Annotated in this window: 21 protein-coding genes; 15 read left to right on the top strand and 6 right to left on the bottom strand. The window is 52.6% G+C overall.

Features of this window, described 5'->3' with window-relative positions:
* Positions 1–476 precede the first annotated feature (476 nt).
* Positions 477–1,772, top strand: a complete 1,296-nt coding sequence (locus DESAC_RS05890; protein ID WP_013706160.1) for a phenylacetate--CoA ligase family protein — start codon at positions 477–479, stop codon at positions 1,770–1,772.
* Positions 1,773–1,882: 110 nt separating this feature from the next.
* Here DESAC_RS05890 and DESAC_RS05895 read toward each other — a convergent pair whose 3' ends face one another.
* A complete protein-coding gene (locus DESAC_RS05895) occupies positions 1,883–2,416 on the bottom strand; it encodes an LEA/WHy family protein (RefSeq protein ID WP_013706161.1) in 534 nt (177 codons plus the stop codon).
* 190 nt (positions 2,417–2,606) lie between these two features.
* On the opposite strand from DESAC_RS05895, the gene DESAC_RS15125 reads away from it, so the two are divergent.
* The gene (locus tag DESAC_RS15125) at positions 2,607–3,080 is read left to right on the top strand and encodes an acyloxyacyl hydrolase (RefSeq protein ID WP_169311510.1); all 474 of its coding nucleotides are present in this window, start codon (positions 2,607–2,609) and stop codon (positions 3,078–3,080) included.
* Positions 3,081–3,331: 251 nt separating this feature from the next.
* The gene (locus DESAC_RS05905; RefSeq protein ID WP_169311511.1) at positions 3,332–3,745 is read left to right on the top strand and encodes a Fur family transcriptional regulator; all 414 of its coding nucleotides are present in this window, start codon (positions 3,332–3,334) and stop codon (positions 3,743–3,745) included.
* 40 nt (positions 3,746–3,785) lie between these two features.
* Here DESAC_RS05905 and rnc read toward each other — a convergent pair whose 3' ends face one another.
* Complete coding sequence (gene rnc / locus DESAC_RS05910) at positions 3,786–4,481, bottom strand: ribonuclease III (protein ID WP_013706164.1); 696 nt, start codon at positions 4,479–4,481, stop codon at positions 3,786–3,788.
* A 686-nt stretch (positions 4,482–5,167) separates the two neighbouring features.
* Here rnc and DESAC_RS16870 point away from each other — a divergent pair.
* Positions 5,168–6,031, top strand: coding sequence for a C40 family peptidase (locus DESAC_RS16870; RefSeq protein ID WP_083800226.1), 864 nt, complete (start codon positions 5,168–5,170; stop codon positions 6,029–6,031).
* Positions 6,032–6,525: 494 nt separating this feature from the next.
* Here the strand turns inward: DESAC_RS16870 and DESAC_RS05920 are convergent, their stop codons facing one another.
* Genes DESAC_RS05920 through DESAC_RS05935 form a run of 4 tightly spaced genes read right to left on the bottom strand, consistent with a single transcriptional unit; the run spans position 6,526 to position 11,063 of the window.
* Entirely contained in the window at positions 6,526–7,182 is a 657-nt protein-coding gene (locus tag DESAC_RS05920) for a DUF3786 domain-containing protein (protein ID WP_013706166.1), read from the bottom strand.
* Positions 7,183–7,240: 58 nt separating this feature from the next.
* The gene (locus DESAC_RS05925) at positions 7,241–9,763 is read right to left on the bottom strand and encodes a DUF3536 domain-containing protein (RefSeq protein ID WP_013706167.1); all 2,523 of its coding nucleotides are present in this window, start codon (positions 9,761–9,763) and stop codon (positions 7,241–7,243) included.
* Between the two features lie 9 nt (positions 9,764–9,772).
* Complete coding sequence (locus DESAC_RS05930; RefSeq protein WP_013706168.1) at positions 9,773–10,366, bottom strand: 5' nucleotidase, NT5C type; 594 nt, start codon at positions 10,364–10,366, stop codon at positions 9,773–9,775.
* A complete protein-coding gene (locus tag DESAC_RS05935) occupies positions 10,341–11,063 on the bottom strand; it encodes a phosphoribosyltransferase (protein WP_013706169.1) in 723 nt (240 codons plus the stop codon). The genes DESAC_RS05930 and DESAC_RS05935 overlap by 26 nt, the downstream gene beginning before the upstream one ends.
* Before the next feature lie 77 nt (positions 11,064–11,140).
* On the opposite strand from DESAC_RS05935, the gene DESAC_RS05940 reads away from it, so the two are divergent.
* The 11 genes from DESAC_RS05940 to DESAC_RS05990 all read left to right on the top strand — a co-directional run bounded on the left by DESAC_RS05940 (position 11,141) and on the right by DESAC_RS05990 (position 20,431).
* Entirely contained in the window at positions 11,141–11,374 is a 234-nt protein-coding gene (locus tag DESAC_RS05940) for a hypothetical protein (RefSeq protein WP_148231195.1), read from the top strand.
* 394 nt (positions 11,375–11,768) lie between these two features.
* Complete coding sequence (locus DESAC_RS05945) at positions 11,769–12,539, top strand: hypothetical protein (protein ID WP_041283830.1); 771 nt, start codon at positions 11,769–11,771, stop codon at positions 12,537–12,539.
* Positions 12,530–13,381 carry a hypothetical protein gene (locus tag DESAC_RS05950; RefSeq protein WP_013706171.1) on the top strand — a complete coding sequence of 284 codons (852 nt, stop codon included), beginning with the start codon at positions 12,530–12,532 and terminating at the stop codon, positions 13,379–13,381. The genes DESAC_RS05945 and DESAC_RS05950 overlap by 10 nt, the downstream gene beginning before the upstream one ends.
* A 17-nt stretch (positions 13,382–13,398) precedes the next feature.
* On the top strand, positions 13,399–15,474 hold the full coding sequence (locus tag DESAC_RS05955) for a TonB-dependent receptor plug domain-containing protein (protein ID WP_013706172.1): 2,076 nt from the start codon (positions 13,399–13,401) through the stop codon (positions 15,472–15,474).
* A gap of 369 nt (positions 15,475–15,843) precedes the next feature.
* Positions 15,844–16,260, top strand: a complete 417-nt coding sequence (locus tag DESAC_RS05960; protein ID WP_237671374.1) for an NADH-quinone oxidoreductase subunit A — start codon at positions 15,844–15,846, stop codon at positions 16,258–16,260.
* Positions 16,233–16,721, top strand: coding sequence for an NADH-quinone oxidoreductase subunit B (locus tag DESAC_RS05965; RefSeq protein WP_013706174.1), 489 nt, complete (start codon positions 16,233–16,235; stop codon positions 16,719–16,721). The genes DESAC_RS05960 and DESAC_RS05965 overlap by 28 nt, the downstream gene beginning before the upstream one ends.
* A gap of 1 nt (position 16,722) precedes the next feature.
* On the top strand, positions 16,723–17,163 hold the full coding sequence (locus DESAC_RS15135) for an NADH-quinone oxidoreductase subunit C (protein WP_013706175.1): 441 nt from the start codon (positions 16,723–16,725) through the stop codon (positions 17,161–17,163).
* A gap of 1 nt (position 17,164) precedes the next feature.
* On the top strand, positions 17,165–18,280 hold the full coding sequence (locus DESAC_RS05975; RefSeq protein ID WP_013706176.1) for an NADH-quinone oxidoreductase subunit D: 1,116 nt from the start codon (positions 17,165–17,167) through the stop codon (positions 18,278–18,280).
* Between the two features lie 81 nt (positions 18,281–18,361).
* Entirely contained in the window at positions 18,362–19,324 is a 963-nt protein-coding gene (gene nuoH, locus DESAC_RS05980) for an NADH-quinone oxidoreductase subunit NuoH (protein ID WP_013706177.1), read from the top strand.
* Positions 19,325–19,379: 55 nt separating this feature from the next.
* Positions 19,380–19,913, top strand: a complete 534-nt coding sequence (locus tag DESAC_RS05985) for a NuoI/complex I 23 kDa subunit family protein (protein ID WP_013706178.1) — start codon at positions 19,380–19,382, stop codon at positions 19,911–19,913.
* Positions 19,910–20,431 (top strand): NADH-quinone oxidoreductase subunit J family protein, encoded by a 522-nt coding sequence (locus DESAC_RS05990; protein ID WP_013706179.1) that lies wholly within the window; start codon positions 19,910–19,912, stop codon positions 20,429–20,431. The genes DESAC_RS05985 and DESAC_RS05990 overlap by 4 nt, the downstream gene beginning before the upstream one ends.
* The last annotated feature ends 23 nt before the right edge of the window (positions 20,432–20,454 follow it).

Below are 20,454 nucleotides of genomic sequence, written 5' to 3' on the forward strand. Positions count from 1 at the left end.
CTTATTAAACCTCATGCCTCGGCAACGCCAGCAACCTTTCTGCCAGATAAGTGCAATCGATATGCCAATTTCAGCCAAGGTCTAATCCACCTAATAAAGAGAGAGAATGGCTGCTTTGAGATGGTCGGGCCCTCCAGTTGTGCCAGATTTTTTTACGGAGTGTAAAATCTGATGGCAAAAGCAGCCGGATAAATCTCCAACCCAAGGCTAGTGCCAGCGAGCCATGACAAAGGGAAGGGTTAAATCTGGGCTCAAGAGTATTGCCCGTTGGGGTGCCGCTGAGGAAATCCGACTCCGAAAGCGGAGAGACTGTATCCTTGAGCATGTATTCTTTCCGGTTTACGACTCGCTCGCGTCCGGTCCTTTCACCTTGACAGTCTTGGCCAAACCGGATAAAAATCTGGCATATTGAAGAGCTGGTTTTCATGGTGTAGCCCCTGGGATCCGGCAGTTATAAACGGCAGGAGAACTGTTACGTGTATTGGAATTGCGAGATTGAGACTTTAACCACTGATAACCTCAAAGGTCTGCAACTGGAGAGGCTGCGGCGGACGGTTGCCCGAGCCGGCCAGAGTCAATTTTACGGCCAGCGGCTGGAACAGGCTGGCATTGTTCCGGATGACCTGGGATCTTTGGAGGACATCCGCATGCTGCCATTCACCACGAAAGACGATTTGCGGACGAGCAGCCTCCAAATGCTTACGACCCCATTAAAAGAGATCATCAGACTGCATGCCTCTTCGGGGACCACCGGTCAGGCCACGGTAATCTACTATACCCGGACTGATATTGAACTGTGGGCCGACTTGGTGGCCCGTTCCCTGTACATGACCGGAATGCGGCAAGAGGACGTCTTTCAAAATATGATGGGTTACGGCTTGTTCACCGGCGGGCTGGGCTTCCACTATGGGGCTGAGCGGTTGGGCGCCTTGACCATCCCGGCAGGGGCTGGCAACAGCAAACGCCAGGTACAGCTCATGCGGCAGTTTAACGTTACTGCTATTCATATCATCCCGAGCTATGCCCTTTTTCTGCTCCAAACCTTTGAAGAGTTAGGAGTTGATCCTCGGGACCTGCCTCTACGCCTGGCTTATATCGGGGCTGAACCGTACTCCGATGCCACCCGCCGGCGCATCGAAGCAGCGTATGGCGTAAAAGCATATAATTGTTATGGCCTGTCAGAATTGAACGGGCCGGGAGTAGCCTTTGAGTGCCCGGAGCAGAACGGTTCCCATGTTTGGGAGGACAGCTACCTAATAGAGGTCCTGGATCCATCCACCCTTGATCCGGTCCCGCCCGGAACCGTGGGTGAATTAGTCTTCACCAACCTTACCCGTCAGGGAATGCCGTTATTACGCTACCGCTCCCGTGACCTCGCTTCCTATGATGACCGCCCCTGCCCCTGTGGCCGGAGCAGTCGCCGCATCTCCCGCATCCAGGGCCGCACCGACGACATGATCATTCTTAAAGGGGTCAACATCTTTCCTATTCAAATCGATCGGGTGCTTATGAGGCTTCCCGAAGTGGCTTCCAATTATCTCATCGAAATGCAGCAGACCGGAGGGAATGATCAGATGGTCATTAAGGTGGAGGTCAAACAGGAGTATTTCAGCGAAGATTTGGCGTATCTCAAAGGACTGCAAAAACGGATTACAGAAGCCCTGAAGAGTGAACTGTTAGTTACCCCCAGGGTTGATTTAGTGGAGCACAACTCCCTGCCTCGGACCGAAGGCAAGGCAGTCAGGGTAGTCGATTCTCGTCCGAAGGCTTGATTGTCGACCCGGCTGCCGTCGCTGGTGATGTCCAAGGGCAGGACTGACGCAATTTTTGTGGAACACGCGGCGGTTTTCGCATAGTACGCCGTCGTTGGGCGGTTAAGCGGCTATTCTTTGCTTCCCAGATATGCCCGTAGACGCTCCAAACCCTCCTGTCGAGTAATTTCTCCGCGAAAGCGGAAAGGGACCTTCATACCTCCTAAAAGTGATGCCAGGCGAAAGCCGCCGGCGATTTCGTAGCGTAACTTCTCCTGCCGCAATAAGACGCCCAAGGTTTTGGGGATTGCCGGCAGCTTCAGTAAGATTGGTATATCAACCTGGTTTGTGCCACCGGCTGGCAGAGTGATGGCATCGGTGCTGTCGCCCTGCACCAGATTTTCGCCCTCCAGGGCAACTTCGTAGTCGTAGCCTAATATCCTCATAGGCTCCGGATTGGGGTTGGTCAATTGCACCCTGGCGCTCAGAGGCCAACACTCGCTTTCCGGCGGATAAATTGTCAGTCCTTGAAACCCCACTTCCGGAGGAGCAAGCTTTCCAGAGGCCAACTCCCTGACTCCACACCCGGTCATCAGATTGATTAGGATGACGCACCAGAAAAAAACGCTCACAACCGGGGGTGGTCCGTAAAAAAGTTTTGACATAATCACCTCTTTGTTATTACAGTAAAGAACAATTTCCTATAGTTCAAGGAGGAAGACCGCAATGGCCCCAGGCACATGCTCCAGGCTCGCTCTTGTACTTATGGTATCGGTATGGGTTGCCCTTGTTGGGATTATGGGATTTGCGCAATCAAGCGCCGCGGCTCCGGCCTTTGGAGACTCCCGGTACGAAATGGGCCTGCGATTCGGCTATGGCCAAACGTATAATGCCGGGGAAACCGTCCGTTTTTATGACTGGCTACCCCGCTGGGGCATCTTCCTGACCCAGCCGGGCAATTCTGTTTTAGGTAATCTCCGGCTTTCTTTGGTTATCGAAGGTGTCATCGGGGTCCTGGAGGCCGGCCACTCGGGTTGGGAGCTGGGATTTACTCCCCTGTTAAAAGTCAGCTATCCCCTGAGTTCACGGGTCCTGGGCTATATTGAGGGCGGGGCCGGGATTGTCTGGGAGAATATCGACTCTCCTACCTACGCCCATGTTTTCAATTTCAGTCCCCAGATCGGAGCAGGGTTGGACATCAAGATTGTCGGCAACTTTGCCCTTACCTTGGCGTACCGGTTTCGGCATACTTCTAATGCCGGAATCTATGATGAAAATCGTGGCGTCAACTCAAATTTTGGCATGGTTGGCGTAAATTATTACTATTAAATCTGAGAGTTTCGCGTCCCGTGAAAAGCTCATAATAACCCTGGCTATTCGATAACTAGAGGGTGTGTTTCTAGCTATTTTAATCTCGGAGCCCAGAACTCTGATCCATACTTATTATTAACCGAATCATGCCTTAAACCTACACGTTCAGCGGTCAACTTTCAATCTATTAGCATACGTGGAAAGAATTCTATCGGCCATCCTTGACAGTAATAATTATTATAGGATAAAAATTGACTATGAAGTATTCTATGGACCGTTTGGTTAACTGTCTGAAAGAGCAGCATATCTCTGTAACGCCGCAACGGCTTGAGATCCTGAAGAATATAATCTCCCGCTATGATCATCCTAGTGCCGATAGTATCTATCAGGAAGTACGCCGGCATCTGCCGATGATTTCATTCAATACGGTTTATAAAACCTTGGAGACTTTTTGTCAGCTGGGTCTCATTACCAAGATCAATCCGCTTCATGAAGTGGCCCGATATGACGGCAATGTTGCCCCTCATGCCCACCTCGTGTGTACCCGCTGCCATAAAGTGGAAGACTTCGATTGGTCCTGGCCCGACGATATTCCATTGCCGGACGCCTCGCCCGAGGGTTTCAAGATAGAGTCAGTTTCAGTGCAGTTTTTCGGCTTGTGCCAACAATGCCAGCAACAGTGAGATGTTGTTCTGACCTATTCCAAACAACTCCTGGCAATGGTTAATCCTTCTCCAAGACCGCGAGCGCCAGCCGGGCGGCTTCCTGAGCGGCCTGTTTTTTGGACTTACCCTGTCCACGTCCCCAAGGCTGATCAGCCAGCCACACCTCTACCTCAAAGGTTCTGGCGTGGGCCGGACCGGTTGCCGTCACGACCCGATAAGTTGGGGTGACTTTCAAGTTTTTCTGGGCATATTCCTGCAATAAGGTCTTGAAATCCTGCATGCTAGCCTTGTCTTCCAGTCGGGTCAAACTTGCCTGGAATAACAGTTTAACGACACCTCGCGCGGCTGCAAAGCCTCCGTCCAGATAAACTGCCGCTAACACCGCTTCCAGAGCATCGGCTAGCACCGACGGTTTGCGCCGGCCGGATTGCTGTTCTTCTCCTCGACCTAACCGTAAATGACCTCCCAAATCCAAACTTCGGGCAATCCCAGCTAAATGTCGGGCGTTGACCAGAGAGGCTCGCCAACGCGAGAGCAGTCCTTCCCCGGCTTGGGGATAGTATTCCATTAAGAAATCGCTGATAAATAAACTCAGGACCGCATCACCGAAAAATTCCAGGCGCTCGTTGCTGGGACCCTGCAGGGGAAATTCATAGGCGTAGGAGCTGTGTACCAAGGCCTGCTCCAGCCAGCGCCGGTTCTTAAAACTGTATCTCAGTTGTCTTTCTAGTTCCGTTAGGTGGATATCTGTCATTCTTGCATCTACGCCGATTGATAGCGGTTTACAGCTATTTTACCTTACAGCTAAAGATGAGGGGTAATTTTTTTGTCGGCTTCTCCCAAACTCTATGTTTATACTCAGGAAACAAGTTTCCAGTTTCTGGTTAGTCATGCGGTAGGGGCAGGTCTGAGACCCGCTACGGATGCAGTGCCTAAGGGCGGGAAAGCGGAGCGCCTCCCGCCTTCCGGAATGCTCCAACGCCAATTTTCAGGGTACGCAAGTGTCTTGCAGGTAATAAATATAACTACAGCAATTGTCATTCTTAAAAAAGCACGTAATAGATTGTAAAGATCATCTGCTGTTGGTCCAGGCTTGCTATCCAGGTCATAAATTATTCTTGATGAAATATATTGTTCTCTTGTGAATATCGGCTGGGCATTATGTTAAATCAATATTTTTGTTGCATCAAGTAATCGTGATTATTAATAAAGAAGATTCGATAGACTATAATTTATTTAGAAAATGGTTGACTTTTATCTCGTTTTGTAATAAGTATGACAAAACTTTGGGCCAGAAGGCCAGAATATGAAATCTAGGGGCGACAAGCACTTTGGTCACAAAGAATTACCTCGGCATCATATTTTTTCATATCGTCTCTTGGCAACAAGCTTGTAACCCCTAACCCTGACTGAAATCATGGTCTTGCCGAAAGGAGGTCTATGATGGTGGGTCGGCTTATTCTTGGCACTACCATAAGCTTGGCTCTGGTATTGTGTCCGTATTTTCTCAGCGACGCACACGCCAAATCAACCCGTAAGAAACCTTCCCGTGTCACTGCCAAGGCAAAGGTGAAGAGCAGCAAGAAGTACAGCTCTCGTAGCCGCAGCAGCCGCTATTACCGGGACCGGAGAACTTACGAACCACCACTCAATGGCCAGCAAGAGGGGCGCGATTTTATCCCGAAATATTATCGCGCTGGCGTTGGTGAAACGGGTCCCCTGATGAAGATAATTCCGCAGAGGGATGGCCGTTTTGTCCTGGAACCTTTGCGCCCCAAGAAACCGTCGGGTAGTTACGCGCCGACCATCACGGATGACCGGAAGGTAGCGCCTATACCCCGGAGCAACGATGATTATTCCGCCTTGTCGGGGGAAAATGCCCCGATTTGTCCGAGGTGGAATTTTAACGATCTGGTCCTTACCTTGGCCAAAAGGTATCAAGGCGCCTCATACAGTCGGGGGGCGAGCCTGATGACCGGTTCCTCGACCGACTGTTCCGGCTTTGTGCAATATGTCTGCCATAACTTTATGGTAGACCTGCCGCGCTCTAGCAGTGAACAGGCGCAGGTAGGCAAAACTATTACTTCGGAGATGGATTTCTCCAAGATGCTGCCGGGTGATCTGCTTTTTTTCCGCCGTGGGGGCCGCGGCATCGGACATGTCGGCATTTATCTCGGCAGCGGTAAGATGATCCACGCCTCAAGCCGCAGGACTGGTGTTACTATCACTGACCTGAAAGAGCCCTATTATATCAATACCTTCGTGGTCGCCAAGCGCGTCTTCGAGGTCAAGTACCCGCACTAACCTGTAACCAGGTTGCATCGAACAGATTACGGCAACGATAATCTGGCATTCCTAGAGTCTCCTCCGGAAGCACCCTGATCCTCCGCCCCACGAGCGGGGGTTAGGGGTGAGATGCCGTCTCTAGCACGTTTGTGTTCGGGGTGTCAAAAACGCACTTCTTCCTTAGATCCGGTCAGTAGGGCGCTGAGCCACTATTCGTTAGGAGAGCAGATAAACCTTATATAAAAACAGTGAGCAGTGAGCCGTGAGCCGTGAGCAGCAAAAACATTATTGTGAGCAGCCGCCACGATTCTGTTTTTATGCTTCGTTGTGTTCGGCAGAACATGTGGACTTGTATAAAAACAGTGAGCCGTGAGCTGTGAGCCGTGAGCAGCAAAAACATTATTGTGAGCAGCCGCCACGATTCTGTTTTTATGCTTCGTTGTGTTCTTGAGAACATGTGAACTTATATAAAAACAGTGAGCGGTGAGCAGTGGGCGAGTCGTGTATGTGCCCTAAACTTTACCTGCCCGCCATAACTCCCGGGCGACGACGTTCAATAAGGCCCAGACGCCGTCCAGAGCCCAGAAACGCTCCAGTGTTGCCGGGGCCGTGAGGACCACCTGGGGGGGAAATTCTTCATCTCCCAACCACAAAATAACCTCAATCTTCAGGTTCGGATAAGGCGTCAGGGCTACGGCGGCATCTCCTTGCGCCAGCTCTTTTCCGCCTAGACGTCGACCGGCGGTTAGAAAGAGAGAGCGATCGGTGCCGAACCTGGCCTCCAGGCGGGTAGTGGGGATGATATGCGGTCCCTGAAAAAACGTTATGCCGCCTTTATATTCTTTGGGGCTGACCTGGCGGGAAGAGAGCCGGGCGGCGTCAACTTTTAGAAGAAACAGCAGGGCAGTAAGGCAGAGTTGAAATTCTGGTTCCCTCGTGGTCTTCTGATCGCTCAACCAGAGTCGGCGTTTGGCCGGCTGGATAAGCAGCTCTTGATTCAAAAACGGCAGGCAATAAGTATCACCTTGGTGGCGGGTCATAGTCCGGTCCGTCACCTCGGCAGGATCAGCCGCAGCCAGGGCCTCCCAGAGAGCCCCGTCGACATCCTCGCATCTCTGGTAGAGGATGTTGGCTTCCGGGTCATTTACAATATCATAGTCGTTGTCCATCAAGGTCTTCTCTGGCCAACATGGTGCCGCTCGCCCTGCTCATAATAAATCCGGATTGTTAAGGGGCGGCAAGCAGGTGCGTCTGCCACCGAGCCGGGTTAAATTTGAGGTGTAAGGCGATTTCCAGTAAAACGGTTGCCAGACCCTTGGGGTAAGACTTGCTTCTGGGGCTCATGGCGGCCAGTTTTGGGGAAAGCTCCTCCATGAACTGGAAAAAGACATTCTGGGCCTCCATAAGATCGATATCCAGGGGCAGTTGAGCGGCGAGCGTCAGGAGACCCCGTACCTCTTGGGCCCTGGTCAGGGTCAAATCCTTGGCCAAACCTGCCAACCGCTGTTCTAAAATAGTTGCCATTTTCTTGGCGGCGGGATCCCCCACCAGGTGAATCTGTAAGATTTTGGCTGCCTTAATAACCTCGGCCAACGCCCATTTGGGTTGCAGCTTCTCTTCGCCCGTTTCCCAAGCCTCCAGAATCTCAGCTACCCTTTTGCTGATTGTGGCGGTAGCTGCCAGCCGGAACAGGGGCGCAATGACCAGTCCCTCCTCGGACATGGTAAACAACAGCGGCTCTACGGCGCTAAAAGCATGCAGTAACTGGCTCTCCGCTTCCTGCCGGACTTTTTGCAGCAGGGTTTGAAACAGGTCTCGCTTCTCCCGTTTAAACATGTCCCGTACGGTATAGTAGTCAGGGCCGAAATAGCTGGCCATTGCGCCGGTGATATCCTCGGGGGCGTCTTCCAGGGCATTACACAACTCCACCACCATGTCGGCGAATCCTGCCGCTGTCTGGCCTTCTTTTACCTGAGTGCGGTAGAGATAACTTCCTAAGAAAAGAGTGGCATACCCCAATATCTTAGTTTCCTGGGTCACTCCTGAGGTCAGTTTGACCCTTCCGAAAGACAGGTCAAGCCCGCCGTGGCTTCTTTCTTCGTAATTCAGTAGTTCGGAGCGGTAATGGTAAATGCAATACTGGCATTGACGGGTCCGATTCTGGAGCAGCGAGATGCTAAATTGGTTGACTAACTTAGGAAAAGTGATCACCGAGGGGCGAATTTTCGTCAGATAGAGATCTCGACCGCTGCCCAGCTCTTTGATATTGCTTCGGGCCCGGTCCAGAATGGCTAGAAAAGGCGTTTCCAGGTCTTCGCTGACAAACTCCTGTCCCAACTGGAGAGCGCGCGCTGCGTATTTCATCACCTGCAAGGTCTCAAGACCGCTCAAATCGGCAAAAAACCAGCCGCAACTGGTGTACATCAGCAAGGCATGCCGCTCCATCTCCAGGAGTTTGAGTACGTTGATGCGATCCTGACTCTTCAGATCGGGAATGCCGTGGCGGCTGAAAAAAGCTTCGCGGCTTTCTTCGCTCCGGTCCAGGATAACGTCGATGTAATCGTGGCGCGCTGCCCAGGGATCGGCCAGGTATCGGCCGCCTGCCTGAGTGAAAATCTGAGCCAGCTTCTCATTAAGGAAATCGAAGGACTGCCGCAATGGCGCCCGCCAACTCTGGCGCCATCCCGCCTGGCCGCCGGTGGAACAGCCGCAATCACGCTGCCAGCGTCCTACCCCATGGGCACAGCTCCAGGAACTACCCTCACCCTGGGGACCCAACGAGATTTCTACTTCATAGACCGGTGCCCGGACCTCTAAGTAGGCCCGGTAGTTGGTGACGCTCCAGCCTCGTTCGGGGCAGAGCCGGGCCAGTGCGTAGGCCAGCCCCATTTCGCCGAAGGGTTTATGGTGTCCAAAAGTCTCTCCATCCGTGGCCACATTCAGAAGCTGGGGACCCGCCGCGGAAGATAGCTTTGAAGCAAGCTGGTTCAATAATCGGTTACTGTCAGATAATAATTCCCCAAAACTAAGCTCCGCCGCACTCTGCCCATCATAGAAAAAAATGTCGATAAACCGCTTGCCGGTTTTCCCGTCAGGTGCGGGTACGAAACAACGGTAGGGCTGGGTCGGGTCAATCGAACCATCGTTGACCTCCTGCCAGGCTCCACCGCCTAGAGGGCGTAGGCGCCGCGCCTGCCAGGGCGAAAGTATCACATACTTCATGCCATGCTCAATCAACGCCGCCAGAACCGCCAGATTGACTGCGGTCTCCGGGAGCCACATGGCCTCGGCCGGTCTTTGGAAACGGTGGCTAAAATCCTTTAGCCCCCAGATAATTTCCGTCTCCAGGTCACGGGGATGGGCCAACGGCAGAATAACATGGTTATAGGCTTGGGCTATGGCGTTGCCAAATCCCAGCCGGACCTGACTCTCTCTATCAGCCGTCAGGATACGTTGATATGTTGCCGGGGCGTTCACCTCCAACCAGGAGAGCAGGGTAGGACCGATGTTAAAATTAATATAGCTGAAATTATTGATGATATCTAAGATGTGAAGGTCATCGTCCCGGATACGGGCGCAGCTATTGGGAGTGTAGCAATCACGGGTAATGCGGGCATTCCAATCCGGGAAGGGATAGGCGCTCTCTTCTAACTCGATCTCCTCAATCCAGGGATTTTCCCGCGGTGGCTGGTAAAAGTGGCCATGTAACACCACAAAGATACGGCTGCCGGGAATAAGTGGGCGGTCCATGCGCCTCTCCTAAAACAAGATTCGGTCCAAATCCCGCCAGCTATAAATCACCGGGAAAGAGTGGTGGCGGCGACGATTCCAAGGCTGATCGAATACCAGCGGTTGTATGCCGTGGTGGGCGAGCTGAAAGCAGGTCTCTAGTCTATCCTCTACAAAATAAGCAATTTTGTGGGTCTGCAGGTAGTCTAATTTCAAATCCGGATCTCCGGTGGCAATCACCCGGATAGCCGTTGGCGATGCCTCCGGCAGATTTTTAATCAGCCAGTTGAAAATGGGTTCGGCCCTGTCCCTGGCAGTGACAAAAAGCAGGGGATTTTCTTTGGCCAACCGCGTCAATACCGGAGCCGCATGAGGCATGAGCGCTATCGCCAGCTCATCCGGCCGGTTCAGCAGCAGCTCAAGAATTTCCCAGATAACCGCCTCATCCATCTGTAGGCAACGCGCCAGATCGAAATCCACGATGTCTTCATAACGCAGATGATGCAGTTTATAGCGTTCACGGGCCAGATCGATAAAAGTGGTCATGATGTCAGCCACCACGCCGTCAATATCGAACGCCAGGCGCTGCGGGTCAAGCTTATCCGGGAGGAGCGCTGTCGCCATCCTTTGCCTTGGAAGATAAAGACTGAAATTTCTGCAGGATCGTTAAGACTTCGCTATCGGTTACATCATACCAATTTCGATAGGCCGCAGCAACCGCAAAAGGCCGCCGCTGGCGAACGTTCAAGCAAACCACCATCTCGACTTCCCGCCGGATCAGTTGTATTGTGTCCAGGAGCCCTGTAGGGACCGCCACGATGATCTTGTCAGAACCGCACTTCTTTAAAAATCTCAGGGCGGCCAACATGGTGAAACCCGAAGCCAGACCGTCATCCACCACAATGGCCTCCAATCCCTGCAGATCGCCATACGGCCGGTTACTCCTAAAAAGCGCTTCCCTCTGCTCCAGGGTGGTGCGAGTCTTGGCAATCTGGGATGTGATCTCGTTTTTACTCAAACCCAAACGCTGTACCAGCGGTTCATTGAGAATAACCTTCCCATCCGGTGCCAGGGCGCCAAAACCGGCTTCGGAACTCCAAGGGATTTGGATCTTGCGGACAATAACCAGGTCTAAAGGCAGTCGGAGAGCGCCAGCCACCTGTGCCGCCACTGGCACTCCTCCGGCCGGAATGGCAAACACTACGGCCTTGCCGAGGGTGAGATCAGCCAGTTTTCGGGCCAGAAGCCGTCCTGCCGCCACCCGATCCGAAAAGACATAACTCCGGTCTCTAAATGCTGCCTCCTCAATGATATCGAGCATTAGATCTTTCCCCTCCACCTCTTTTGAGCTAATCATAATTTCATTTTTTGATCGATGAGCTTTTTAAAAGGCTTGGGTTGGTGATCGATCATGGCATTGAACGTCTCCAGGAAATCTACGACCAGATCAAGATCCAGACGGCCATCGGCAATAAAAAAAGAGAGTCGGGACCGGCAGAGCGCGTCCATTTCCTATCTGAACGAGTCGGAAGCGGCAAGTTCCCGGAGCTCCTGGTCAGTGAGGGAGAGAATATATTTTTTGAACCTCTGCAGCAGTGCGTCGTGCCCAAAAAGGTGAAAATATGCTGGTAAGAGATTCCAATCCAACAAGGAATTGTTGACCCGGATGCAAGCATCGACCGCCTAACCCGAAGATATTATACCAACAACCGAATAATCTGTCCTTCAATTTCCCGGAGACAGCCCAAAAACCTGATTTACCCTTCGGGGGGCTAAGGCAACTAAAGGGGAATGAATATTATGGTTGACATTTGATTTTTAATATGCTTTTTAAGACATACATAAATAGTGCTAATATTCACATATTCTAATAGAATAATTGTTATTATTCAAGAAGTTACTGGCTAAATCCCGCAGGTCTTATGGGGGTGCCCCCGCCTAGGGCCATAATTCCCTAACAAGACGGTGCCTTAAACCATGCGAACCGTCCTCCGGGTGTGCCAAAGAACTCTAGTGGAGAGCAAAAATGGAATTGAAATGTTTTATTGAGGTCTCATTCTGGGCATTTTGTGGTTTTGTCGTTTTGGCGGCGGTTTCGGTAAGATTTTTCCGGTTACCTCTCGTCAGGGTCATGGGGTTTCTGGCCCTGTTGGCCGGCCTGTTCCTGGTCGCCGGCATCTGCCTGCAGATCGGCCGGCCTCCTCTCAGTGGGGCCTTTGAGTCTTTTTCTTATATGGCTCTGGTGTTGTCCTTCCTGGCTTTGACTTCCCTGTTCGGGAAAGAGGCCAGTCCGCTGTTGGCCGCGGTGTCTTGGGGAACAGCGGCGTTGTTGCTGGCGATCCTGGTGATAATGCCGCGCCAGGTAAATCCCGATTGGTTTATCTACGAATACGGCTGGACGAGATCCTTCTTTTTCTGCCGCCTCTCTTCTATGGCGCTGTTGATCTATTCCTCCCTGACCGCGCTGTCCTGGCCCCGCGGCTCCCAGGATACCGAGACGAGGCGAGCCATGGTGAGCAGATCGCGTCGTTTTCTGATATTGGGCACGGCTCTGTTTCTGGTAGGTGAGGCATCGGGCTTTTACTGGTGTCTCGTCTGGCGGGGAGACTACTGGCGTTGGAGCCGCAATTTTCTTGAGTCCACCATGATCTTTCTCCTGGCCAGCGCCGCCTTGCATCTGCCCCCGAAGCTGGCGGTCAGACCCCAGATCCTGCGTCTGGCCTACAGCCTGCCCGGTTTCCTATCCATGACCGCCTATCTGGTGCATGTCATTACCGAGACAACCAAATGCAACTGAAGCGGCTTTCCTCCCTCGTTTTGACCTTGTATGCCTTGAGTGCAGTAGTGCTCTTTCTTGCCGTGGGCATCGTCCTGGCCCAGGTGGAGCCTTACGCCACTGCCATGAATAGGATGGATGACGGGCTGCTCTTGGATTGGCTGCTGACGGAGTGGGGCAGAGGACCGGGCTCGAAGGTATTGACCGTCTGGTTTTTGGGGCTGTGCGCCGCCGTAGCGGTTCTGATGCTCAATTTGTGTGCCTGCACCTGGACCAAACTTCTCCCCCGTCTGAAGAATGAATCTCGTTTTCACGCCTGGCTCCTGCTCTTGGCTCATGTGCTCATGCTCCTGATTCTTTTAGGGCATCTTTCCCAGATGACTATGGGTTTTAAGGAAGAGGGGGTCAAGCTGCTGTCCGGCCAAAGCAAAACCTTTCCCGGAGACCTTCTTATCACCGTCGAACGGGTGCATTTTGTCAATGATCCTGCCTTTCTCAACCTTACCTACCGCCAGGGTCGCCGGGTCCACACCCGAGAGGTCTTCAACCGGGCGGAGAACACGGTAAGGCTTTCAATCTGGCAGGGTCCGCAGAAGCTGGCTGAAGGCGACCTGCGTATGCTGGAACCACTGCTGGCAGGGAAGATACGGGTGACCCTGTCAGACTTCTTCCGCGCTGACACCGGGGAGAAGAACCGGGTGGGTGCCGTACTGGCCGTTGTCTCCAATCCGTTGACCAATTTCTTTTTCGCCTTTTACTTTGCCTGGATCGTAGTCTACCTGCTGTTGACCGTCAAAGCCTTCCTGCGAGGAAGTACATTGCCAACCAATGATCAGGAGTCCGATTGCCGCAACTCACTCTAAATTACGGAGATTACGTCATGAAAAAACTGTTTCCGGTGGTTACCCTGGCTATTCTATCGGTTTTCTGCCTCTTTAAGGCGGTCTTGGCCCAAGACCAGAAAGAGTCTCCCGACTATCAGGTTTTCACGTTGGGCGAAGTGGTAATTTCGGGAGAAAAGGATGCCAGCAGCCAAACGACCACGATCAGCACCTTCAGCGCCCAGGATATCAAGGAGACGCACAGTCTTACCGTGCCCGAAGCCTTATCCTATATCCCCGGCGTAACCGTGACCACGGGTTTTAAGAATGAGCCGGATATCAGGATTCATGGCTTTCAACAGTATGAAGCCCTGATCCTCATTGATGGGGTGCCTTATTATGAATCCAATTACGGCAAGCTGAACCTGAACCAGCTTCCCACGGATATGATCGCCCGCATCGATGTGGTCAAGGGCGCTCCTTCGGTGCTCTATGGCCCCGGTGCCATGGGCGGGGTGATCAATATCATCACCAAGACTGCCGGAGATCGGGCAACCTTTTCCGGCACCGGCGAGGCCGGCAGTGACTGCGCCTATCATGTATCCGCTACCCACGGCAATAGCCTGGACAGATTTAAGTACTGGTTGAACGTCAGCCGCCGAGGTATGGATGGCTGGCCGATGTCCGATGGCTTTACACCCCGCGACGGTAAGATTATCAAGAAGCCGGGAGGCACTACAAATGCCATCCTGGAGGATGGCGGCCAACGCAATAACTCGGACCTCGAACAGACCAGCCTCTGGGGCAAGGCCGGAATAGAACTGGGACCGGAATCCAAATGCTATCTCAGTTCCTATTTTATCGATTCTTCCTGGGGCTTTCCCGTCTCTACCCGGGAAGTGATCATCTTTCCCAAACGGCCATCTTTTTCCCGGTTTGCCCGGATGGACAAATACCGGGATTGGGGTATGGACCTGAACGGAGAGCACAGAGTAAACGATATCATCCGATTGCGGGCAAAGTTTTTCTATCATAACCATGTAGACGACTTTGTTTCCTACCCCGACCTGAATATGATCAATCCGATTGCGGTTAGCACCTACCAGGATTATATTGCCGGGACCTCCCTGTTTGCAGACCTGGACCCAGTGTCCTGGGACAGCCTGCGCTTTGCCTTCCATTTCCGGGGCGACTCCCACGAGGAACGGGACGATGTTTATCTTCCCTTTGCAAAATCCTTATCATACACCGGCTCGGTGGCGGTGGAAAACGAATGGCGTCCCCTGGATCGGCTCCCAGTAGTTGTTGGCCTGAGTTATGACTGGTTCCAGGTGGATAAGGCCGAGCACAACATCACCGATAAACAGGGGAACTGGTTGTATACCGAGAGCCTTCCCACCGGCAACACCAAGGACGCCCTCAACCCCATGGTAGGCGTCAGCTACTCTTTTCTTGACCAGACCAGGGTCTACGGTTCGATAGCCCGCAAGACTCGCTTTCCTACCTTGCAGCAATTGTTCTCCTCCAAGGGGGGCAATGTGAATTTGAAGCCCCAGAGAAGCATCAACTATACCCTGGGGCTAACGCGGCCTTTTGGTAAATGGGCCTCAGGCGAGGCATCGATATTTTTTTACGACATCGAAAACCGTATCAGCCGCGACGCCCCCTACCCGGATGCCCTGTATCGCAACTATGCCCAGGTCGAGATCTACGGCCTGGAGCTGGTCGGCAAGCTGATCCCCCGGCAAGACCTCAATCTGAGGCTCGGATATACCCTCATGCAGGCCAAAGACAGGAGTACATTCCGGGTCACCGATTATGTGATCGGAGTTCCCAAGAATAAAATAGATCTGGGCATCAACTACCGAGTTCCGCGGCTGGCCACCCGCCTGCACCTGGAGGGCATGTTCCTGGCCGGGCAGTGGGATCAACTTCCTTCTCCGGCCAGTCCGACCACCGAGGCACTGAAGACCGGCAGCTATTTTTTACTCAATGCTCAGATTAATCAGCCTATAGGCAATCATCTTGAGGCTTTTGCGTTTTTAAGCAACCTCCTTGACAAAAACTATGAAAGCCAGAGCGGCTTCCCGGGGCCGGGGCGCACTTTTTGGCTGGGGATCAATACCAAATTCTGAACTAGAGCTGCACTGTCCCATAAGGTTGCTCAACCTCTTGGCATTACCCAGGCATGCGTCAGCAGCGATAGTATGCCTGGATAAACCTATGGCCCGGGCGAAGCCATCGAGGCCGAGCAGAAAAAGAATGCCAGGATAATGAGCCGCGGCCTCGTTTACACCATCTCTATAATATAACTATACCATGCATATCCTCATAATATTATTATACAAGCCGATTATATCCGCTCACGCCGCTTGACTCAATGATCGTGCTGCCTTTCTAAAATTAAAAAAGTCACAAATAAAAAAATCCCACAAACAAAATTTAGATGCTTGACAATGAAGAATATGCTTGCTATACCCATAAAGAATGTTTTCACAAACATCATGACCTGCGGTATGGAGGTACAGGTGGATATTACCTCGGTTCTGCACGATTACGCTTATGTGCTCATATTTCTTCTGGTGGGCGCCGGCTTCGCCTTCGGACCATTAGTAATTGCCCACTTCGTCGCGCCGCGCAGCTTCGGTCGTTCCCGGAGCGAAACCTATGAGTGCGGCATTCCCACCTTTGGCAGCGCTTGGGTGCAGGTGGCCGTCATCTATTATCTCTTTGCATTGATTTTTCTGGCCTTCGATGTGGACGTGATTTTCCTCTTTCCGGTCCTGTTGGCTTTTGGCAAGGGATATGTCTGGCGGGACTTTGTTGAAATTTTTCTCTTCATCGGCATCCTATCCCTGGTGATTGTATATGCTTGGTGCAGGGGGGTTTTTTCGTGGAAAAGAAAACCGGAGAGCCGCTGATCCAGTTTGCGGTTCTGGAAGAAGTCTTAAACCTATGCCGGGCAAACTCGCTCTGGCCCATAACCTTTGGGTTGGCGTGTTGTGCCATTGAGATGATGGCTGCGGGCGCCTCCCGGTTTGATCTGGACCGTTTTGGGGCGGGCGTCTTCCGGCCTTCGCCCCGCCAGTCCGACCTGATGATTGTGGCCGGAACCATTTCTAAGAAAATGGCTGATCCGGTGATCCGGCTGTATGAGCAGATGCCCGCACCCAAGTGGGTGATTGCCATGGGCAATTGCGCCATTTCCGGCGGGCCTTTCCTGTATGAAGGGCAGTATGCCATCGTGCCGGGGGCCGATCAGATCATTCCGGTAGATGTGTATGTTCCCGGCTGCCCGCCCCGGCCCGAAGGCCTCTTAGAGGGTATTTTGCAGTTGGAAGAGAAGATCACTAACCGACCGCGTTTAAGAAAGTATAGATAAGATGACGCCTCAAACGATTATACAGAGTCTGCAATCCATCCTCGGTCCAGACAAGGCGATGGAGGCGGAGTATGTCAAAACCGGCTGCCATGTGCGGGCGGAGGCCGAACTTCAGCAGATGGCGGCGGTGGCTGAAGCTATGCTCAAGCACGAATGTTTTTTGGAATCTCTAACGGCGCTTGATCTGGTGGAATCCTTTGACCTGGTATACTTTTTTGCCTCGTATCGCTATCTCTGCCGTACCGTGGTGCATGCATCCCTGGCCAAGGGGGTTGCGGCACCCTCCATCAGCCATATTTATCCCGCCGCCGACTGGTTTGAGCGGGAGGTCTTCGAGATGTTCGGCATCACCTTTACGGGTCATCCGAATCTGAAAAATCTGATTCTGCCCGAGGATGCCGATTTCCACCCGCTTCTCAAAGATTTCGTTGCGAGCAGTTAAGATGATGCTGGAAAAAGGTGTTGAAGAGAAGACTTTCTATTTGAATCTGGGGCCGCAGCATCCCAGCACCCATGGTGTCCTGCGCATCGTGCTGGAGATGGATGGCGAATTTATTATCAACTCCGATCCGGTAATCGGCTATGGGCATCGGGCGCATGAAAAGATGGCCGAATTGCGGACCTATCAACAGTATCTGCCCAACATGGGGCGGGTGGATTATCTGCATGCCCTGGCCTATAACCAGTGCTACTGCATGGCGGTGGAGAAGCTGGCCGGGATTACCCCGCCGGAGCGGGCGGAGTTTATCCGGGTCATCACCAGTGAACTGAACCGCCTTTCCTCCCACCTCCTCTGGTTCGGCGCCTACCTGATGGACCTGGGGGCTTTTACTCCCTTTCTCTATTGCTTCGATGACCGGGAGCAGATCTTGGACCTACTGGATCGGCTTACCGGTTCCCGTTTGACCTATTGTTTTTATCGTTTCGGCGGAGTGCCGGTGGATATTGACGATGAATTCACCGCCGGGTGCCGAGCCTTTATTCAACGTCTACGCAGCCGCTGGGACGATTATGACGATCTGGTTACCAAGAACGTCATCTTTATCCATCGTACACGGGATGTGGGCATCCTGACCCCGGAATTGGCTCTGAAGTACGGCGTCACCGGCCCGAACCTGCGCGGCAGTGGCATCGCCTACGATATCCGCCGCAGTGAACCGTTTTCCGCCTATCCCCTGTTCGATTTTGAGATTCCCACCGGGGAGCGGGGGGATATCATGGATCGTTATCTCGTCCGGTTGCGGGAAATGGAACAGAGCCTGAGGATTATCGAGCAGGCCCTGGATAAGATTCCCAACGGCCCGATTATGGCGGAGAAGGTGCCGAAACGTCTGAAACCGGCCGAAGGTGAAGTGTACACTGCCGTTGAGACGGCCAGGGGGGAGTTTGGCTGCTATATCGTGAGCAAGGGTGACGTCAAGCCGTATCGGATAAAGCTTCGGGTACCCTGTTTCTCAAACCTGAGTATCTTGCCGGAGCTCATTAAAAATACCATGGTGGCCGATGCAGTTGCCATTTTAGGCTCTATTGACCTGGTGATTCCAGAGATTGATCGATAAGCGCGGTTGACAGGTAATGGCGGTTATACACGGTTAATCACCACCCGCCATACCGGAATCTGATGTGATGAGGATAACTCGATGCAGTTCTTAGTAGCCGAAGGAGCGAGATTGGTGGTCAGCCTGATCGGGGTTATCGGCCTGGTCTCCGTCAACGCCCTGTTCTTAATCTGGATGGAACGGAAAGTCTCGGCGCACATTCAGCTCCGGCCGGGGCCGATGGAAGTAGGGTTCCACGGGGCCTTGCAGACTATCGCCGACGCCCTCAAACTGATCGGGAAGGAATTGATTACGCCGGAAGACGTCGACAAAATAATCTATCTGTTGGCCCCGATTGTGATGTTCCTCCCCGTGCTGGTCAGCTTTCTGGTCATTCCCTTTTCACCTGCCCTCGTAATCCGAGACATAAATGTCGGTCTGCTGCTGATTTTCGCCTTCGGGGCCTTATCGGTGTTGGCCATCCTCATGGCCGGATGGTCTTCCAATAACAAATATGCCCTTCTCGGCGCCATCCGCTCGGTAGCCCAGAATGTTGCCTATGAAATTCCTTTACTGATCACTGCCATGAGCATTATTCTGATGGCCGGTTCCTTCAGGTTGTCGGATATTGTGGCGCAACAATCCGTGCTCTGGAATATCTTCCTACAGCCTTTGGCCTTCATCCTGTATATTACCTGCGCTACAGCGGAGACCAACCGGGCCCCCTTTGATATTCCGGAGGCCGAATCAGAGTTGGTGGCCGGTTTCCATACGGAATATTCCGGTATGCGTTTCGCCATCTTCTTCCTGGCGGAATATACCAATATGTTTATCGTCTCGGCGGTGGCCACCGTCCTCTTCCTGGGCGGATGGCGGGGCCCCGTCCTTCCTCCCGTGGTCTGGTTTTTAATCAAAGTTTACCTGATGATTTTCATTATAATGTGGTTCCGTTGGACCTTTCCGCGGCTGCGGTTTGATCAACTCATCACTTTTTCGTGGAAGGTTTTAATACCTCTAGCCTTTGTGAATCTCCTTGTGACGGCCCTGGTCATTAAGATCTTATAATTCGGTCAGGTGGGAGCATTACTCTAAAGTCGTGTACATGTAAAGGTTTGCTGCAATGATGGCCTATGTTAAGGAAACCGTAAACGGATTTATAAGCCTGCTGGCGGGTTTGGCGGTAACGATCCGCTATTTCGTTAAGCCGATCGTAACAGTGCAATATCCCCGGGAGAAATTAACTCTCAGCCCGCGCTACCGGGGACATATAGAATTTATCATTGACGAGGAGACTGGGTCGCATCGGTGCACCGCCTGCGAGAACTGTATGCGCACCTGCCCCTCTAAGGTGATTACCGTCACCGGGGTCAAGGTGGCCGGTAGTAAAAAGAAACGGGCAGTGACCTATCAACTCGATTATTCTTTATGCAGCCTGTGTGGTCTATGCGTTGAAGTCTGTCCTACCAACGCCCTCAAATTTTCGGATGAATACCGGCTTGCCGGCTATAGCCGGAAAGATATGGTGATTGACGTCATGGCCAGGTTGCAGGCGCAACAGCGGGCCTTGGGTTTGGCGGAGGAGGTTCCCCCCATACCCGAACCTGAAGAACCTAAGGTTAAGGCTGAAGTCGCCACTGGGGAGGGTGCAGCATGAGCGCCATTTTTGATCTTTCCAATCTCAGTTTCCTCGGGGTTCTGGCCGTCACCTTCGGCGGCGCGATCATCGCCGTGGGCGCCCGCAACATCTTCCATAACGTTTTGGGACTGGCCTTGTCGCTCTTCGGGGTGGCCGGCATTTTCGTATATCTCAATAGTCCGTTCTTGGCTATGATGGAAATCTTGATTTACGTGGGGGCTATTTGTATTGCCATCTGTTTTGCTATTATGCTCTCCGAACCGCTCTATTTACCCAAGCCCCCGCGTAAGCCTCTTAAAATTGCCGGTGCCGGTCTGGGAGCGGGGGTGGTCTTTTTGATGCTCAGCCTGCTCATCAAGAAAACCGACTGGATTCCGGCCTCAGTGCGGGGTGATGATTGGTCAATAGCCACCATCGGGCATTATCTGCTTACCCGCTATGCCCTCATCTTTGAGGTTATCTCTTTAGTGCTGCTGGTTGCCATGCTGGGCGCCATCGTCAATGCCCGCAATGGCCGCAACCGGGCTGATTCTTAAGCGTCCGAGGTGATAGGATTCGA

Source organism: Desulfobacca acetoxidans DSM 11109, assembly GCF_000195295.1.
In the GTDB taxonomy this organism is placed as follows: Bacteria; Desulfobacterota; Desulfobaccia; order Desulfobaccales; family Desulfobaccaceae; genus Desulfobacca; species Desulfobacca acetoxidans.

What these genes read in the sequence shown, in the direction of transcription:
- DESAC_RS05895 (WP_013706161.1), bottom strand. Translation starts at nt 2,416, where the DNA reads ATGTCAAAACTTTTTTACGGACCACCCCCGGTTGTGAGCGTTTTTTTC.
- DESAC_RS15125 (WP_169311510.1), top strand. Translation starts at nt 2,607, where the DNA reads ATGGGCCTGCGATTCGGCTATGGCCAAACGTATAATGCCGGGGAAACC.
- DESAC_RS05905 (WP_169311511.1), top strand. Translation starts at nt 3,332, where the DNA reads ATGGACCGTTTGGTTAACTGTCTGAAAGAGCAGCATATCTCTGTAACG.
- rnc (WP_013706164.1), bottom strand. Translation starts at nt 4,481, where the DNA reads ATGACAGATATCCACCTAACGGAACTAGAAAGACAACTGAGATACAGT.
- DESAC_RS16870 (WP_083800226.1), top strand. Translation starts at nt 5,168, where the DNA reads ATGATGGTGGGTCGGCTTATTCTTGGCACTACCATAAGCTTGGCTCTG.
- DESAC_RS05920 (WP_013706166.1), bottom strand. Translation starts at nt 7,182, where the DNA reads ATGGACAACGACTATGATATTGTAAATGACCCGGAAGCCAACATCCTC.
- DESAC_RS05925 (WP_013706167.1), bottom strand. Translation starts at nt 9,763, where the DNA reads ATGGACCGCCCACTTATTCCCGGCAGCCGTATCTTTGTGGTGTTACAT.
- DESAC_RS05930 (WP_013706168.1), bottom strand. Translation starts at nt 10,366, where the DNA reads ATGGCGACAGCGCTCCTCCCGGATAAGCTTGACCCGCAGCGCCTGGCG.
- DESAC_RS05935 (WP_013706169.1), bottom strand. Translation starts at nt 11,063, where the DNA reads ATGCTCGATATCATTGAGGAGGCAGCATTTAGAGACCGGAGTTATGTC.
- DESAC_RS05945 (WP_041283830.1), top strand. Translation starts at nt 11,769, where the DNA reads ATGGAATTGAAATGTTTTATTGAGGTCTCATTCTGGGCATTTTGTGGT.
- DESAC_RS05950 (WP_013706171.1), top strand. Translation starts at nt 12,530, where the DNA reads ATGCAACTGAAGCGGCTTTCCTCCCTCGTTTTGACCTTGTATGCCTTG.
- DESAC_RS05955 (WP_013706172.1), top strand. Translation starts at nt 13,399, where the DNA reads ATGAAAAAACTGTTTCCGGTGGTTACCCTGGCTATTCTATCGGTTTTC.
- DESAC_RS05960 (WP_237671374.1), top strand. Translation starts at nt 15,844, where the DNA reads ATGACCTGCGGTATGGAGGTACAGGTGGATATTACCTCGGTTCTGCAC.
- DESAC_RS15135 (WP_013706175.1), top strand. Translation starts at nt 16,723, where the DNA reads ATGACGCCTCAAACGATTATACAGAGTCTGCAATCCATCCTCGGTCCA.
- DESAC_RS05975 (WP_013706176.1), top strand. Translation starts at nt 17,165, where the DNA reads ATGATGCTGGAAAAAGGTGTTGAAGAGAAGACTTTCTATTTGAATCTG.
- nuoH (WP_013706177.1), top strand. Translation starts at nt 18,362, where the DNA reads ATGCAGTTCTTAGTAGCCGAAGGAGCGAGATTGGTGGTCAGCCTGATC.
- DESAC_RS05985 (WP_013706178.1), top strand. Translation starts at nt 19,380, where the DNA reads ATGATGGCCTATGTTAAGGAAACCGTAAACGGATTTATAAGCCTGCTG.
- DESAC_RS05990 (WP_013706179.1), top strand. Translation starts at nt 19,910, where the DNA reads ATGAGCGCCATTTTTGATCTTTCCAATCTCAGTTTCCTCGGGGTTCTG.